At 72.7% G+C, this 14,841-nt stretch carries 14 protein-coding genes; 12 read left to right on the top strand and 2 right to left on the bottom strand.

Features of this window, described 5'->3' with window-relative positions; all coding sequences use genetic code 11:
- The first annotated feature begins 65 nt into the window (after positions 1-65).
- From AB4Y78_RS13345 to AB4Y78_RS13335, 3 genes are all read left to right on the top strand, one after another.
- Positions 66-821, top strand: a complete 756-nt coding sequence (locus tag AB4Y78_RS13345; RefSeq protein ID WP_007923919.1) for an isoprenyl transferase — start codon at positions 66-68, stop codon at positions 819-821.
- Positions 822-1,142: 321 nt separating this feature from the next.
- Positions 1,143-2,513: a PhoH family protein gene (locus AB4Y78_RS13340; RefSeq protein WP_371417924.1), complete on the top strand. Its 1,371-nt coding sequence runs from the start codon at positions 1,143-1,145 to the stop codon at positions 2,511-2,513.
- A 200-nt stretch (positions 2,514-2,713) separates the two neighbouring features.
- Positions 2,714-3,490 (top strand): hypothetical protein, encoded by a 777-nt coding sequence (locus AB4Y78_RS13335; protein WP_265229967.1) that lies wholly within the window; start codon positions 2,714-2,716, stop codon positions 3,488-3,490.
- Positions 3,491-3,753: 263 nt separating this feature from the next.
- Here the strand turns inward: AB4Y78_RS13335 and coaA are convergent, their stop codons facing one another.
- On the bottom strand, positions 3,754-4,710 hold the full coding sequence (gene coaA / locus AB4Y78_RS13330; RefSeq protein ID WP_007923913.1) for a type I pantothenate kinase: 957 nt from the start codon (positions 4,708-4,710) through the stop codon (positions 3,754-3,756).
- Positions 4,711-4,768: 58 nt separating this feature from the next.
- Here coaA and glmS point away from each other — a divergent pair, with 58 nt between their 5' ends.
- The 3 genes from glmS to AB4Y78_RS13315 are packed head-to-tail and all read left to right on the top strand — an operon-like array spanning position 4,769 to position 8,511.
- Complete coding sequence (gene glmS / locus AB4Y78_RS13325; RefSeq protein ID WP_441714460.1) at positions 4,769-6,628, top strand: glutamine--fructose-6-phosphate transaminase (isomerizing); 1,860 nt, start codon at positions 4,769-4,771, stop codon at positions 6,626-6,628.
- Between the two features lie 4 nt (positions 6,629-6,632).
- Positions 6,633-6,986 carry a holo-ACP synthase gene (locus AB4Y78_RS13320; RefSeq protein ID WP_007923909.1) on the top strand — a complete coding sequence of 118 codons (354 nt, stop codon included), beginning with the start codon at positions 6,633-6,635 and terminating at the stop codon, positions 6,984-6,986.
- Between the two features lie 58 nt (positions 6,987-7,044).
- Positions 7,045-8,511, top strand: coding sequence for a bifunctional ADP-dependent NAD(P)H-hydrate dehydratase/NAD(P)H-hydrate epimerase (locus AB4Y78_RS13315; protein ID WP_441714458.1), 1,467 nt, complete (start codon positions 7,045-7,047; stop codon positions 8,509-8,511).
- A gap of 4 nt (positions 8,512-8,515) precedes the next feature.
- Here the strand turns inward: AB4Y78_RS13315 and mgrA are convergent, their stop codons facing one another.
- Complete coding sequence (gene mgrA, locus AB4Y78_RS13310) at positions 8,516-9,559, bottom strand: L-glyceraldehyde 3-phosphate reductase (RefSeq protein WP_007924312.1); 1,044 nt, start codon at positions 9,557-9,559, stop codon at positions 8,516-8,518.
- A gap of 47 nt (positions 9,560-9,606) precedes the next feature.
- On the opposite strand from mgrA, the gene alr reads away from it, so the two are divergent.
- Genes alr through tsaD form a run of 6 tightly spaced genes read left to right on the top strand, consistent with a single transcriptional unit; the run spans position 9,607 to position 14,710 of the window.
- Positions 9,607-10,815 carry an alanine racemase gene (gene alr, locus AB4Y78_RS13305; RefSeq protein WP_128276959.1) on the top strand — a complete coding sequence of 403 codons (1,209 nt, stop codon included), beginning with the start codon at positions 9,607-9,609 and terminating at the stop codon, positions 10,813-10,815.
- A complete protein-coding gene (locus AB4Y78_RS13300; protein WP_128276923.1) occupies positions 10,815-11,978 on the top strand; it encodes an alpha/beta fold hydrolase in 1,164 nt (387 codons plus the stop codon). Before alr ends, AB4Y78_RS13300 begins: the two co-directional genes overlap by 1 nt.
- Positions 11,975-12,457 carry a tRNA (adenosine(37)-N6)-threonylcarbamoyltransferase complex ATPase subunit type 1 TsaE gene (gene tsaE / locus AB4Y78_RS13295; RefSeq protein WP_441714453.1) on the top strand — a complete coding sequence of 161 codons (483 nt, stop codon included), beginning with the start codon at positions 11,975-11,977 and terminating at the stop codon, positions 12,455-12,457. The genes AB4Y78_RS13300 and tsaE overlap by 4 nt, the downstream gene beginning before the upstream one ends.
- The gene (gene tsaB, locus AB4Y78_RS13290) at positions 12,454-13,158 is read left to right on the top strand and encodes a tRNA (adenosine(37)-N6)-threonylcarbamoyltransferase complex dimerization subunit type 1 TsaB (RefSeq protein WP_441714451.1); all 705 of its coding nucleotides are present in this window, start codon (positions 12,454-12,456) and stop codon (positions 13,156-13,158) included. The genes tsaE and tsaB overlap by 4 nt, the downstream gene beginning before the upstream one ends.
- The gene (gene rimI / locus AB4Y78_RS13285; RefSeq protein ID WP_306513331.1) at positions 13,155-13,634 is read left to right on the top strand and encodes a ribosomal protein S18-alanine N-acetyltransferase; all 480 of its coding nucleotides are present in this window, start codon (positions 13,155-13,157) and stop codon (positions 13,632-13,634) included. The genes tsaB and rimI overlap by 4 nt, the downstream gene beginning before the upstream one ends.
- Positions 13,631-14,710 (top strand): tRNA (adenosine(37)-N6)-threonylcarbamoyltransferase complex transferase subunit TsaD, encoded by a 1,080-nt coding sequence (gene tsaD / locus AB4Y78_RS13280; protein ID WP_441737207.1) that lies wholly within the window; start codon positions 13,631-13,633, stop codon positions 14,708-14,710. The genes rimI and tsaD overlap by 4 nt, the downstream gene beginning before the upstream one ends.
- Positions 14,711-14,841 lie beyond the last annotated feature (131 nt).

Here is a 14,841-nt window from a genome sequence, read left to right as displayed (position 1 = left end):
TTGTGAGGGGTGCCACGGCCCGACGATAGGTTGGGGACACTGACCTCGCCTGAAGGGACCCGCGAGTGCGCAACCCGCTCTACACCGCCTACGAACGACGCCTCGTCGGGCAGCTCGACCAGGCCAGCGTGCCGCGGCACGTCGGGATGATCGTCGACGGCAACCGCCGCTTCGCCAAGGCGCGCGGGGGCAATGCTGCCGATGGGCACCAGGCGGGTGCCGCCAATGTCGGCAGCTTCCTCGAGTGGTGCGAGGAGGCCGGCGTCGAGGTCGTCACCCTGTGGCTGCTCTCGACCGACAATCTCACCCGTCCGCCGCAGGAGCTGGACAAGCTGCTGCGCATCATCGAGGGCCTGGTGGCCGACCTCGCGACCGCCCAGCGGTGGCAGCTGCACGCGGCCGGCGCCCTCGACATGCTCCCGGTCCAGACCGCGGCCGCGCTGCGTCGGGCCGAGGACGAGACCGCCGACGTCGAGGGGCTCATCGTCAACGTCGCGGTCGGCTACGGCGGCCGCCAGGAGATCGCCGACGCGGTGCGCTCGCTGCTGCGCACCCGGGCGGCCGAGGGTGCGACCCTCGAGGAGGTGGCCAGCGAGCTCACCGTCGAGGACATCAGCGGACACCTCTACACCAAGGGCCAGCCCGACCCCGACCTCGTCATCCGCACCTCGGGGGAGCAGCGGCTCTCCGGGTTCCTCCTGTGGCAGTCGGCGCACAGCGAGTACTACTTCTGCGAGGTCTACTGGCCGGAGTTTCGCCGCGTCGACTTCCTGCGAGCCCTGCGGGCCTACGCGGACCGGCACCGTCGGTACGGTGCCTGACGTTCCCTCCGGTCCCGCCGGCGTGCTCCTGGAGTGGCCCGTGTGACTCCTGAGGCGACGACGGGGTGAACATCGCGAAGCCCGCTCCGACACGCCGCCGACGTGGCGCGTGCCACCGTGCGCCGGTCGTACGTTGATGACGACGACCTGCACACGGCAGGGCGTTCGGGAGGCCTCATCGATGGAGCTGCTGCACAGCAGGAGAGGCCGGACCCGGCCTCGGCTCCAGCCGAGGGCCCGGTCCCGGCACCAGCACCGAGAGTAGGCGCGTGCGCGCCTGCCGGCGCGGCGCCCGTGGAGGAGATCGACGTGGACGACCTGATGACCCAGACCGTCACCCCCTCGCTCGCGCAGCCCGACGGCGCGCCCGACCCGGTGGACCTCCCGCCCGAGGAAGAGGGCCCGTGCACGTACGTCATCGACACCTCGGTGCTCCTGTCGGACCCGCGGGCGATGCTGCGCTTCAAGGAGCACGAGGTCGTCCTGCCGGTCGTCGTCGTCACCGAGCTCGAGGCCAAGCGGCACCACCCGGAGCTCGGGTACTTCGCCCGGACCGCGCTGCGCCTCCTCGACGACCTGCGCGTCTCCGCGGGCCGGCTCGATGCCCCGGTGCCGGTGGGGGAGGACGGCGGGACCCTGCGGGTCGAGCTCAACCACACCGACCCCACGTCCCTGCCGAGCGGGTTTCGCCTCGGGGACAACGACACCCGCATCCTGGCCGTCGCCAAGAACCTCTCCCTCGAGGGCGCCTCGGTGACGATCGTCTCCAAGGACCTGCCGATGCGGGTCAAGGCCTCCGCCGTCGGCATCGATGCCCAGGAGTACCGCCACGAGCAGCGACCGTCGGACTCCGGCTGGACCGGCATGAGCGAGCTCGACATGACCGCCGAGGAGGTCGACACCCTCTACGAGACCGGTCGGGTCGAGCACCTCGCGGCCGCCGAGCTGCCCTGCCACACGGGGCTGAAGATCCTCTCGCCCAAGGGCAGCGCCCTGGGCCGGGTCGGTGCCGACAAGCAGGTGCGCCTCGTGCGCGGTGACCGCGACGCCTTCGGCCTGCACGGCCGGTCGGCGGAGCAGCGGATCGCCCTCGACCTGCTCCTCGACCCCGACGTGGGCATCGTCAGCCTCGGCGGACGGGCCGGCACCGGCAAGAGCGCGCTCGCGATGTGCGCGGGGCTCGAGGCGGTCATGGAGCGCCGCCAGCACCGCAAGGTCGTCGTCTTCCGCCCCCTCTACGCCGTCGGCGGGCAGGAGCTGGGCTACCTGCCCGGCAGCGAGCAGGAAAAGATGGGGCCGTGGGCCCAGGCGGTGCACGACACCCTCGGGGCGCTCGTCTCCAAGGAGGTCGTCGACGAGATCATCGACCGCGAGATGCTCGAGGTGCTGCCGCTGACCCACATCCGCGGCCGGAGCCTGCACGACGCCTTCGTCATCGTCGACGAGGCGCAGAGCCTCGAGCGCAATGTGCTGCTCACGGTGATGTCGCGCATCGGGCAGAACTCCAAGATCGTGCTCACCCACGACGTCGCCCAGCGCGACAACCTGCGGGTCGGGCGCCACGACGGCGTCGCCGCCGTCATCGAGACGCTCAAGGGGCACCCCCTCTTCGCCCACGTCACCCTGACGCGCAGCGAACGCAGCCCGATCGCCGCACTCGTCACGGACCTGCTCGAGGGCCTGGACGTCTGACGCCGGGACGAAGGGGGAGGCCCCGCCCGGCGATCGGGCGGGGCCTCCCCTTCGTGCTGGGGTTGTGGACGGCCCTTTGCTCGGCCGCGGGCGGTGGGTTAGGGTCTCAAAAGCATAACGGCCGGTCACGCACCCCTGAAGCGCCCGGCACACCACAGCCACTCCTCGCGGGTGGCTGTCCCATGGAAGGAGCTGGTGACGTGCGCTCGGACAGCTACACGCCCAGACACGGCGCGGCGCGTCACGCGCGCAAGCGCACCGGCCTGTCGGCCGTCCGTCGCCCCGTCGTCGGCGGTGCCATCGCCGTCGCGATGCTCGGCTCGGTCGGCGCCACCGTCGCCATCGGCGACCCCTCGCACGACACCGGTGGGACGGCCACCACCCTGACCTCCCCCGAGCAGTCGGCCAGCCCCGCCGCGGACTCCGAGACCGTCGACACCGCGCGGCTGGCCGAGAGCCGCCGCGCCACCAACGTCTCCCGCAGCGCCTCCCGCGAGCAGGACCGCCTCTCGGCCGCCGAGGCCAAGAAGCGGGCCGCCGCGAAGAAGAAGGCGGCTGCCGAGCGCAAGGCCGCCGCCAAGAAGAAGGCCGAGGAGAAGAAGCGCGCCGAGGAGAAGGCCAAGCCGATCTCCGAGCGCGACTTCACCGACGCCGAGATCAAGATCATCCAGCGCGACCCGCAGCCCTACGCCAAGCAGCTGCTCGGCGAGTACGGCTGGGGCGAGGGTGAGTGGTCCTGCCTGATCAGCCTGTGGAACGGCGAGAGCAACTGGACCTGGGACGCGACCAACTCCTCGTCGGGCGCCTATGGCATCCCGCAGTCGCTGCCGGCCGACAAGATGGCCACCGCCGGCCCGGACTGGAAGACCAACCCGGTCACCCAGATGATCTGGGGCATGGACTACATCAAGGCCTCCTACGGCAGCCCCTGCCAGGCCAAGGCCTTCTGGGACAGCAACAACCCGCACTGGTACTGAGCCGCCCCCGACGCAGCCCCCGCGACCACGAGGTCGCGGGGGCTGCGTCGTTGGCTGGTTGGCCGCTGGACGAAAGAAGATGTCGGCGCCCGCCGAAGTCCTGCGTTCATCGATGGCCGGCGGTTGTCGTGACTGACTTCGGCCTGATGTGCGCCGACACCATCTTTCGTCCGTCGCTGTCGGCGCCGACGTCACCAACACCCCGCCGGCACGGAAGAGGGGACTCGGCCACGCGGGCTCGGAGGCGCGGAGGCGCGGAGGCGCTAGAGCTTGCGCAGGCGGATGCGGCGGACCTGGTGGTCGGCCCCCTTCGTCAGGACGAGGGTGGCGCGGCCACGCGTCGGGAGGACGTTGTCGACGAGGTTGGGCTGGTTGATCGTCTCGAAGATGTGCAGCGCGCGGGCCTCGGCCTGCTCGTCGGTCAGGTCCGCGTAGCGGTGGAAGTAGGAGGCGGGGTCGGCGAAGGCGGTCTGGCGCAGCCGCAGGAAGCGGTCGACGTACCAGCGCTTGATGTCGGTGAGGTTGGCGTCGACGTACACGGAGAAGTCGAAGAAGTCGCTGACGGCGAGGCCGGTGCGCCCGTCGCTGCGCACCCCCGGCGGCTGGAGCACGTTGAGCCCCTCGACGATGAGCACGTCGGGCTGGCGCACCACGATGCGCTCGTCCGGGACGATGTCGTAGGTCAGGTGGGAGTAGACCGGCGCGGAGACCTCCGGCTGGCCGGCCTTGACCGCCGAGATGAAGCGCAGCAGCGCCCGCCGGTCGTAGGCCTCCGGGAAGCCCTTGCGCTGGAGCAGGCCTCGTCGCTCGAGCTCGGCATTGGGCAGGAGGAAGCCGTCGGTCGTCACGAGGTCGACCTTGGGCGTGTCCGGCCAACGCTGCATGAGCTCGCGCAGGATGCGGGCGGTCGTCGACTTGCCGACCGCCACCGACCCGGCGACCCCGATGACGAAGGGGGCCTTGGGCGGGCGTTCGCCGAGGAAGGTCGAGGTGATGCGGTGCAGGCGGGTGGTCGCCGAGACGTAGAAGGTCAGCAGCCGCGACAGCGGCAGGTAGACCTCCTGCACCTCCTCGAGGTCGATCGGGTCGCTCAGGCCGCGCAGCCGGGAGAGGTCGCCCTCGTCGAGGTTGAGCGGGTGGTTTTCGCGCAGGTGGGCCCATGCCTGCCGGTCGAGCTCGACGAAGGGGGAGGGCAGGGTCGAGGTGGCGGCGGTGGACACGCGCCCATTGTGTCCCACCTTTTCTGCGCAGAGCGATCCGACGGATAGCCTGTCCCGCATGTGCGGAATCGTTGGATACGTCGGCCCCGACACGGGAGCCCGCCCCCTGGACGTCGTCATGGAGGGCCTCGCGCGCCTCGAGTACCGCGGGTACGACTCCGCGGGCGTCGCGCTCGTCGCCGGTGACGAGGTCTACACGCAGAAGCGCGCCGGCAAGCTGGCGAACCTCCGCGAGGCCCTCGAGGGCGACACGGTGCCCTCCGCCGCGACCGCGATCGGGCACACCCGCTGGGCCACCCACGGCGGCCCGACGGACGAAAACGCGCACCCCCACCGCGGTGGGGCGGACGGCAAGCTCGCCGTCGTCCACAACGGCATCGTCGAAAACTTCCACCAGCTCAAGCAGGAGCTGCTGGCCCAGGGCGTCACCTTCACGTCGGAGACCGACACCGAGGTCGCCGCGCAGCTGCTCGCCGCGGCCTTCGCCGAGTCGGGCGACCTCACCGAGGCGATGCGCTCGGTCGTCAACCGTCTCGAGGGCGCCTTCACCCTCCTCGCCGTGCACGCCGACGCCCCGGACACGGTCGTCGCGGCCCGCCGCAACAGCCCGCTCGTCGTCGGTCTGGGCGAAGGGGAGAACTTCCTCGGCTCCGACGTGGCGGCCTTCATCGGCTACACGAAGCAGGCCGTCGAGCTCGACCAGGACCAGATCGTCACGATCACGCCGACGTCGCACACGGTGATGAACTTCGACGGCACGCCCGCCGAGGGCAAGCCCTACGAGGTCACCTGGGACGCCGCAGCTGCCGAGAAGAGCGGCTACGACACCTTCATGGAGAAGGAGATCAACGACCAGCCCCACGCGGTCGGCGACACCCTCCTCGGCCGCACCGATGCCGACGGCAAGCTCGTCCTCGACGAGCTGCGCATCGACGAGGGCAAGCTCAAGGACATCGACCGGATCACCATCGTCGCGTGCGGCACCGCCGCCTACGCGGGCATGGTCGCCAAGTACGCCATCGAGCACTGGACCCGCATCCCCGTCGAGGTCTCCCTCGCGCACGAGTTCCGCTACTGCGACCCGATCGTCTCCGACCGCACCCTCGTCGTCTCGATCAGCCAGTCCGGAGAGACCGCCGACACGGCGATGGCCGTGCGCCATGCCCGCTCCCTCGGCGCGCTCACCGTCTCGGTCTGCAACACCCACGGGGCGACGATCCCGCGCGAGTCCGACGCGGTCCTCTACACGCACGCCGGCCCGGAGATCGCCGTCGCCTCAACCAAGGCCTTCCTCGCCCAGATCACCGCCTGCTACGTCCTCGGTCTCTACCTCGCCCAGCTGCGCGGCGGCACCTTCGCCGACGACGCCCGGGCGGTCATGGCCGAGCTGCACGAGGTACCGGACAAGATCGCCTCGCTGCTCACCGAGATGGACCGGGTCAAGGAGATCGCCCGCTTCATGGCCGACACCCGCTCGGTCCTCTTCCTCGGTCGCAACGTCGGCTACCCGATCGCCATGGAGGGCGCACTCAAGCTCAAGGAGCTCGCCTACATCCACGCCGAGGGCTTCGCGGCGGGCGAGCTCAAGCACGGCCCGATCGCGCTCATCGAGCCCGGCCAGCCGGTCTTCATCGTCGTCCCGGGCCCCGACACGCCCAACGAGCTGCACAAGAAGGTCGTCTCCAACATCCAGGAGATCCGCGCTCGGGGTGCCCGCACCCTCGTCATCGCCCAGGAGGGCGACGAGGAGGTCCTGCCCTTCGCCGACGAGGTCATCCGCGTCCCGCACACCTCGCCGCTGCTGCAGCCGCTGCTCACCGTCGTCCCGCTGCAGATCTTCGCCCTGCACCTCTCGACCGCCAAGGGTCTGGACGTCGACCAGCCGCGCAACCTGGCCAAGTCCGTCACCGTCGAGTGACCCGATGATCGTCGGGGTGGGCGTCGACGTCGTCGACATCGCCCGGCTGGGGGAGCGGCTCGACCGCACCCCGGCTCTGCGCGGTCGCGTCTTCACGCCGAGCGAGCAGGGGCTGCCGCTGCACTCCCTCGCGGCCCGGTTTGCCGCGAAGGAGGCTGTCGGCAAGGCGCTGCGCACCCCCGGCGACCTGCCCTGGCAGGGCGTCGAGGTGACCAACGGCGAGCACGGCGAGCCGGTGCTGGCCATCAGCGGTGCCGTCGCCGAGCGTGCCGAGCTGCTCGGCGTCGCCCGGATGCACCTGTCGCTGAGCCACGACGGGGGCATCGCCACGGCGATGGTCGTCGCCGAGTCGGCCTGACCTCCCTTCGTCGGACCGGCCACAGCCGGGCGAAGGGCGGGAGGGTACCGTCGCGAGCGTGATCACCGGGTACTCCGTCGAGACCGTCCGTGCCGCCGAGGCGGCCCTGCCCGAGCTGCTCGAGAGCGGTGAGCTCATGCAGCGCGCGGCGCGGGGCGTCGCGCGCATCGCCGCCGGGCGGATGCGCGAGCGCGGTGCCCGACGGGTGTGTGCCCTCGTCGGGCCGGGCAACAACGGCGCCGACACCCTCTTCGCCATCGCCCGCCTGGCCAAGCGCGGCTTCGAGACCGCGGCCGTGTGCGTCGACACGAGCGCCTCGCAGGTGCAGACCGAGGCGGCCGACCTCGCCCGCGCCCGCGGCGTCCGGCTGTTCGACGGCGGACCCGAGGCGCTCACCGCGATCTCCCGGGCCGAGGTCGTCCTCGACGGCATCACCGGCATCGGCGGACGGCCGGGGCTGCCGCCCTTCGCCCGCCCGTGGGTGGACGCGATCCGCGACCGGACCTGGGTGATCTCCGTCGACACCCCGAGCGGTCAGCCCGTCGAGGGCGGGGACGCGCTCGCCGATGCGGTCTTCGCCGACGAGACGGTGACCTTCGGTGCGCCCAAGCCGGTGCACCTGCTGCCGCCGACCGAGGCGGCCTGCGGGGTGCTCACGGTCATCGACATCGGGCTCGACCTCACCGACGCGACACCTGCGGTCGTGCGGGTCACCCCCGACGACGTGCCCCTGCTGTGGCCGACCCCCGGACCTGACGACGACAAGTACTCGCGCGGCGTGCTCGGCGTCGTCGCAGGCGGTGAGCAGTACACCGGCGCAGCGGTGCTCACGACGACCGCGGCCGTCACCGCCGGTGCTGGCATGGTCCGCTACGTCGGGACCCCGACACCCACCGCTCTCGTGCGCGCAGCGGTCCCCGAGGCCGTCGTCGGCGAAGGGAGGGTCCAGGCCTGGGTCGTCGGCCCCGGTCTCGAGACGACGGCGAGCGACGACGCGGCCCGCGCGCAGCTCGACGTGGCCCGGGCGGCGCTGGCCTCCGACCTGCCGGTGCTCGTCGACGCCGGCGGCCTCGACCTCGTGACCGGGCCGCGCGCGGCGCCCACCCTCCTCACGCCGCACGCGGGGGAGTGCGCGCGGCTGATCACCCGGCTGCGCGGGCGCTCGACCGAGCTCACCCGCGAGGAGGTCGAGGGCTCGCCGCTCGAGCACGCGCGGATGCTCGCCGGCCTGACCGGCGCGACCGTGCTGCTCAAGGGGGCGACGACGCTCGTCGTCGCCCCGGACGGCCCGGTACACGTGCAGGACGACGCCCCGGCGTGGCTGGCGACGGCCGGGTCGGGCGACGTCCTCGCCGGACTCGCCGGGGTGCTGCTCGCCGGCGGGCTCGACCCCGCCGAGGCCGCGTCGCTCGCCGCGCTCGTCCACGGTCGGGCGGCGCACGACGCCAACCCCGGGGGCCCGGTGCGCGCGCTCGACGTCGCGCACGCCCTCGGCGCGACCGTCGCGCGGCTGCTCACGGCCTGAGCCGTCAGCCCTCGGCCGACTCCGCCCACCAGTTGACCCCGCCGTCGACGGCGTGGTCGTCGATGCGGTCGAGCTCGGCGTCGGTGAAGTCGCGCCGCTCCAGCGCGTCCAGGCTGTTGTCGAGCTGCTCCACGGTGCGGGCGCCGACGAGCAGTGAGGTGACCCGCTCGTCGCGCAGCGCCCAGGCCAGCGACATCTGGGCGAGGGTCTGGCCCCGCTCCCGGGCGATGGCGTCGAGCGCGCGGATGCGCGTGAGGTTGTCGTCGGTCAGCTGGTCGGCGATACCGGTGCCCTCGCGCGCGGCGCGCGAGTCCTCGGGGATGCCGCGGAGGTACTTGTCGGTCAGCAGGCCTTGGGCGAGTGGGGTGAAGGCGATGGTCCCGACACCCAGCTCGTCGAGGGTGTCGAGCAGCTCGTCTTCGATCCAGCGGTTGATCATCGAGTACGACGGCTGGTGGATGAGCAGCGGAGTCCCCATCTCGCGCAGGATCGCGTGCGCCTCGCGGGTGCGCTCGGGGCCGTAGGAGGAGATGCCGACGTAGAGCGCCTTGCCGGCGCGGACCGCGGCATCGAGCGCACCCATCGTCTCCTCGAGCGGGGTGTCGGGGTCGAAGCGGTGGCTGTAGAAGATGTCGACGTAGTCGACGCCCATCCGCTCCAGCGACTGGTCGAGCGAGGCGAGGAGGTACTTGCGCGAGCCGCCACCCCGACCGTAGGGGCCGGGCCACATGTCCCACCCCGCCTTGGTCGAGAGGATCAGCTCGTCGCGGTAGGGGCGGAAGTCCTGCGCGAAGATCGTGCCGAAGTTGCGCTCCGCGGCGCCGTAGGGCGGGCCGTAGTTGTTGGCCAGGTCGATGTGGGTGACGCCCCGGTCGAAGGCGCGCCGCAGCACGGCGCGCTGGGTCGCGAGCGGCTCCGCGTCCCCGAAGTTGTGCCACATCCCGAGCGAGATCGGGGGGAGCAGCAGCCCCGAGCGCCCGCACCGGCGGTAGTCCGTGGCGTCGTAGCGGGTGCGGTCGGCCTGGTAGTCGTCGGTGCGGTAGGTCATGCCTGCCAGTCTGCCTCCCTTCGCCGTCCTAGACTCCTTGGGTGCCCATGGACACCTCGACCCCGCACACCGCCCTCCCGTCCGTCGCGACCCCCTCGGTCCTGCCGAGCGATGCGTCCACGGTCGGCCTCTCGGCGTGGGCGGACATCGACCTCGGTGCGATCCGCGACAACGTGGCCCGCCTCGACGAGCTCGCGGGCGATGCCGCCGTCATGGCGGTCGTCAAGGGTGACGCCTACGGCCACGGCCTCGTCCCGGTTGCCGAGGCCGCGCTCGCCGGCGGCGCCACGCACCTTGCGATCGCCCAGCTCGGCGAGGCGCTCGCCGCCCGGGCCGCGGGGGTCACGGCGCCGATCCTCACCTGGCTCTTCCCGCCCGGCGCCGACCTCGCCGCCGCCGTACGCGCCGACCTCACCCTCTCGGCCGGCGCCCCGTGGGCGCTCGCCGAGATCGCGGCCGCAGCCCGCGCGACGGACCGCACCGCCCGCGTGCACCTCAAGGTCGACACCGGCCTGGGTCGTGGCGGTGCCTGGCGCGACGACCTCGCCGGCATGCTCGTCGAGTCCGCCCGGCTCGAGGCCGAGGGCGTGCTCGACGTCGAGGGCATCTTCAGCCACTTCGCCTACGCCGACGCGCCGGACCACCCGACGGTGCGGGCGCAGCAGGAGACCTTCGTCGCGATCCTCGCCGACGCCGAGCGGGCGGGGCTGCGACCACGCATCCGCCACCTGGCCAACTCCGCGGCGACGCTGACCAACCCGTCGTCGCACTTCGACATGGTGCGCCCGGGCGTCGCGCTCTACGGGCTGAGCCCGGTGCCGCACATCGGCGGCCCGACCCACTTCGGCCTGCGCGAGGCCATGCGCGTCGTGGCCCGGCTCATCAACGTCAAGGACTGCCCCGCCGACCAGGGCGTCTCCTATGCCCACCTCTACACGACGACGGGGGACACCCGCCTCGGCCTCGTCCCCCTGGGGTACGCCGACGGCATACCGCGGCACGCCTCCGGCGTCGGGCCGATGCAGGTCGGTGGGCAGCGGTACACGGTCGCCGGTCGGGTGTGCATGGATCAGGTCGTCCTCGATCTCGGACCCGAGAGCACGGCGCAGGCCGGCGACGAGGTCGTGCTCATCGGCCGCGAGGCCGACGGCGAGCCGACCGCGCAGGACTGGGCGGCGGCCATCGACACCATCAACTACGAGATCGTCACCCGGCTCGGACCCCGTGTCCCGCGCCGCTACCTGGAGGGCGCGTGATGGACCCGCAGCACACTGACGGCGGCACGACCGGCGACAAGGGCCTCGGCGCAGCAGCCGCCACCGGCCTCGGGCTGGCCGCCGCCGCGGCCGGGGGCGTCGTCATCGCCGGCGCCGGGTGGGCCGGCCGATCGGCGGTGCGGCGCTCGCGAGCCCACGCCGTGACCGCCCACGACCGGGTGCACGTCTTCCCCTTCGTCGCGGACAAGGTGCTCGCGGTGCCGGCGAGCGACGGACTGGTGCTGCACGTCGAGATCGACGAGCCGGAGGGGTGGACGCCCGCCGCGGGACCCACCGTCGTGCTCATCCACGGGTTCGTGCTCAACCTCAGCTCGTGGGTCCACCAGCGGCGCGCGCTCGTCGCCGAGGGCTATCGCGTCGTCAGCTACGACCAGCGCAACCACGGTGTCTCCGAGGTCGGCGACCTCGAGCACTGCACCATCGACCAGCTCGGCAGGGACCTGCGCGCAGTCATCGACGCGACGACGAACGAGGGCGAGCTCGTCCTCGTCGGGCACTCGATGGGCGGCATGACGATCATGAGCTTCGCCGGTCGTTACCCCGACTTCACCCGAGCCCGGGTGAGCGGAGCGGCGCTCATCGCGACGAGTGCCGGCGGGGGCAGTCTGGTCCAGCTCGGGCTGGGGCGGACCTTCGACCGGATCATCGCCCGCCTCGGGCCCGGCTTCCTCGGCGGGCTCGGTGCGCGCGAGGGCGTCTGGGGGGTCCTGCGGGCCGCCGGCCGCGCGGTCGAGGACCGCACCGTGCAGCGCTATGCCTTCGGCGGGGCGATGCCGCGCGAGATGCTGCGCAATGTCGCCACCATGGTCTTCGGGACGCGCCTGGACACGATCGGGGCCTTCCTGCCGGAGCTCGACGAGCTCGACGTGCGCGAGGCCCTGGCGGGGCTCGTCGAGACCCCCGTGCTCATCGTCGCCGGCTCCAAGGACGTGCTCACCCCGCCCGCGCACAGCGAGCGGCTCGCCGAGGCCCTGCCCGCCGCCGAGCACGTCGTCATCCCCGGTGTCGGTCACCTGCTCCAGCTCGAGCGTCCCGCGGCGGTCACCGACGCGATCCTCGGGCTGCTCGAGCGGCCGCGCGGCATCGACCCCCAGGAGGACGCGGAGCGGGCCGGCGAGGCGGTCACGGGGCAGACCGCATGAGCCTGCTCCTGCCGGACACCGACGCGACGACGGCCCTCGGGCGGCGCCTGGCGACGCTGCTGCGCGCCGGTGACCTCGTCGTGCTCACCGGAGGCCTCGGCGCGGGCAAGACCACGCTCACCCGTGGTCTCGGCGCGGGCCTCGGGGTCCGGGGAGCGGTGACCTCACCGACCTTCGTCATCGCCCGGGTCCACCCCTCGCTCGTCGGGGGGCCCGAGCTCGTGCACGTCGACGCCTACCGGCTCGGCGGGGCCGCCGAGCTCGACGACCTCGACCTCGACTCCGAGCTCGACGAGGCGGTGACCGTCGTCGAGTGGGGGGCAGGGCTCGTCGAGGGCCTGGCCGACGACCGACTCGAGATCACCCTGACCGCCGACCCCGCCACCGAGGCCCGCACCCTCGAGGTCGTCGGCGTCGGGGACCGCTGGGCCGGTGTCGACGTCGAGGCCCACCTGCGTGACGAAGGGAGCGACCGATGAGGCTGCTCGCACTGGACACCGCCACCTCCGCGATCACCGTCGCCGTCCACGACGGCGAGCAGGTGCTCGCCACCCGCACCACCGTTGACGCGCGACGCCACACCGAGCTGCTCGCGCCGATGATCGTCGACGCCCTCGCCGCGGCCGGCACCGACGTCACCGAGGTCACGCACGTCGCCGTCGGCACCGGGCCGGGGCCCTTCACCGGGCTGCGCGTCGGGCTCGTCACCGCGCAGACCTTCGCCCACGCCCGTGGCATCACCGTCCACGGCGTCTGCTCCCTCGACGCGCTCGCGGCAGCCGCCGCCGCCCACGGGCACGAGGGCGAGCTGCTCGTCGCCACCGATGCCCGTCGCAAGGAGGTGTACTGGGCCCGCTACGACTGCACCGCAGGGGAGGTCGTCCTCCAGGAGGGGCCCGCCGTCACCAAGCCGGCCGACCTGCCCGAGCCCGTGCGCGCCCTGCCGACCATCGGCCGTGGGCCCGTGGTCTACCCCGAGCTGCTCCCCGCGGCCCTGACCCTGCCGGGGGTCGACCTGCTCGACGTCGACGCCGGTGCGCTCGCGGCCCTCGCCGCCACTCGCATCGCCGCCGGCGCGGACATGCCCGTCGAGCCGCTCTACCTGCGCCGACCCGACGCCGTGGCGCCCGCTGCTGCCGGTGCTGCCGGCGGAGCCGGCGCGGCCGGGGGGACCCGGTGACGACGGCGACGGTGACCCCCCTTCGCCTGCGGGAGGCGCGGTGGCAGGACCTCGCGGTGCTCGCCGACCACGAGCGGGAGCTCTTCGGGGCCGAGGCCTGGAGCCTCGCCTCGTGGTGGGGCGAGCTCGCCGGACGGCCGCGGCGCGAGTACGTCGTCGCGGAGGACGCCGACGGCATCGCCGGCTACGGTGGGCTCGACCACGCGGGTGACACCAGCGACGTCATGACCATCGCGACGCTGCCCCGGGCGCGCGGCACCGGCCTGGGCCGCCGGCTGCTCGCCGAGCTCGTCGACCGGGCCCGGGCCGCCGGGGCCGAGCGGCTCGTGCTCGAGGTCCGGGCCGACAACGTCGCGGCGCGCGGGCTCTACGACTCTGCCGGGTTCGGGCTGCTGCAGACCCGACGCGGCTACTACCCGGGTGGGGTCGACGCGCTCGTCCTCGCCCTCGACCTGACGCAGGAGACGCAGGCATGACGGATGCACCACTCGTCCTCGGCATCGAGACCTCGTGCGACGAGACCGGCGTCGGCATCGTCCACGGCACCGAGCTGCTCGTCGACGCCGTCGCCTCGAGCGTCGAGGAGCATGCCCGCTTCGGAGGCGTCGTGCCCGAGGTCGCCTCCCGGGCGCACCTCGAGGCGATGGTCCCGACCATCGAGCGGGCCTGCCGTGAGGCCGGCGTGGCCCTGACCGACCTCGACGGCATCGCCGTGACCGCTGGCCCGGGGCTCGCCGGTCCGCTCATGGTCGGCGTCGCCTCGGCCAAGGCCTTGGCCGTCGCTCTCGGCCTGCCGATCTACGGGGTCAACCACCTCGCGAGCCACGTGGCCGTCGACATCGTCGAGCACGGGCCGCTGCCGGAGCCGACGATGGCGATGCTCGTGAGCGGCGGGCACTCCTCGCTGCTGCTCGTCCCCGATGTCACGCATGACATCCGCAGCCTCGGGTCGACGATTGACGACGCCGCCGGGGAAGCCTTCGACAAGGTGGCGCGGGTGCTCGGGCTGCCCTTCCCGGGTGGTCCGCACATCGACCGGGCGGCGAGCGACGGGCAGATCACCATCGACTTCCCTCGGGGGCTGTCCAATCGCAAGGACATGGAGCGCCACCGCTTCGACTTCTCCTTCTCCGGCCTCAAGACCGCCGTCACCCGGTGGATCGAGGCCGAGCGCGCCGCTGGTCGGGAGGTGCCGGTGGCCGACGTCGCCGCGTCCTTCCAGGAGGCGGTCGTCGACGTGCTCACCCGCAAGGCGGTGCTCGCGTGCACCGAGCACGACGTCGCTGCCCTGCAGGTCGGTGGTGGGGTGGCGGCCAACTCGCGGTTGCGGGCCATGGCACAGCAGCGCTGCGACGACGCAGGCATCCAGCTGCGCGTCCCGCGGCCGGGGCTGTGCACCGACAACGGCGCGATGGTCGCCAGCCTCGGCGCCCAGATGATGCTCAAGGGGAGGCCGGCGAGCGACCTCTCGCTGCCCGCCGACAGCTCGCTGCCGGTGACCGACGTGCGCACCGGCCTGCCGGTGCACGTCGACCACGACCACGCCCACTGACCCCCTTCGCCTGTGTATTTCCCTAGGGAAATGCGTAGGTGGGGCCGTATTTCCCTAGGGAAATGCGTAGGTGGGGCCGTATTTCCCTAGGGAAATGCGTAGGTGGGGCCGTATTTCCCTAGGGAAATGCG

It is taken from the genome of Janibacter sp. RAF52, assembly GCF_052114035.1.
In the GTDB taxonomy this organism is placed as follows: Bacteria; Actinomycetota; Actinomycetes; order Actinomycetales; family Dermatophilaceae; genus Janibacter; species Janibacter hoylei.
This window is presented reverse-complemented; position numbering and strand designations above follow the sequence as displayed.

What these genes read in the sequence shown, in the direction of transcription:
- tsaE (WP_441714453.1), top strand. Translation starts at nt 11,975, where the DNA reads ATGAGCCTGCTCCTGCCGGACACCGACGCGACGACGGCCCTCGGGCGG.
- tsaD (WP_441737207.1), top strand. Translation starts at nt 13,631, where the DNA reads ATGACGGATGCACCACTCGTCCTCGGCATCGAGACCTCGTGCGACGAG.
- tsaB (WP_441714451.1), top strand. Translation starts at nt 12,454, where the DNA reads ATGAGGCTGCTCGCACTGGACACCGCCACCTCCGCGATCACCGTCGCC.
- AB4Y78_RS13340 (WP_371417924.1), top strand. Translation starts at nt 1,143, where the DNA reads ATGACCCAGACCGTCACCCCCTCGCTCGCGCAGCCCGACGGCGCGCCC.
- glmS (WP_441714460.1), top strand. Translation starts at nt 4,769, where the DNA reads ATGTGCGGAATCGTTGGATACGTCGGCCCCGACACGGGAGCCCGCCCC.
- AB4Y78_RS13320 (WP_007923909.1), top strand. Translation starts at nt 6,633, where the DNA reads ATGATCGTCGGGGTGGGCGTCGACGTCGTCGACATCGCCCGGCTGGGG.
- alr (WP_128276959.1), top strand. Translation starts at nt 9,607, where the DNA reads ATGGACACCTCGACCCCGCACACCGCCCTCCCGTCCGTCGCGACCCCC.
- mgrA (WP_007924312.1), bottom strand. Translation starts at nt 9,559, where the DNA reads ATGACCTACCGCACCGACGACTACCAGGCCGACCGCACCCGCTACGAC.
- AB4Y78_RS13300 (WP_128276923.1), top strand. Translation starts at nt 10,815, where the DNA reads ATGGACCCGCAGCACACTGACGGCGGCACGACCGGCGACAAGGGCCTC.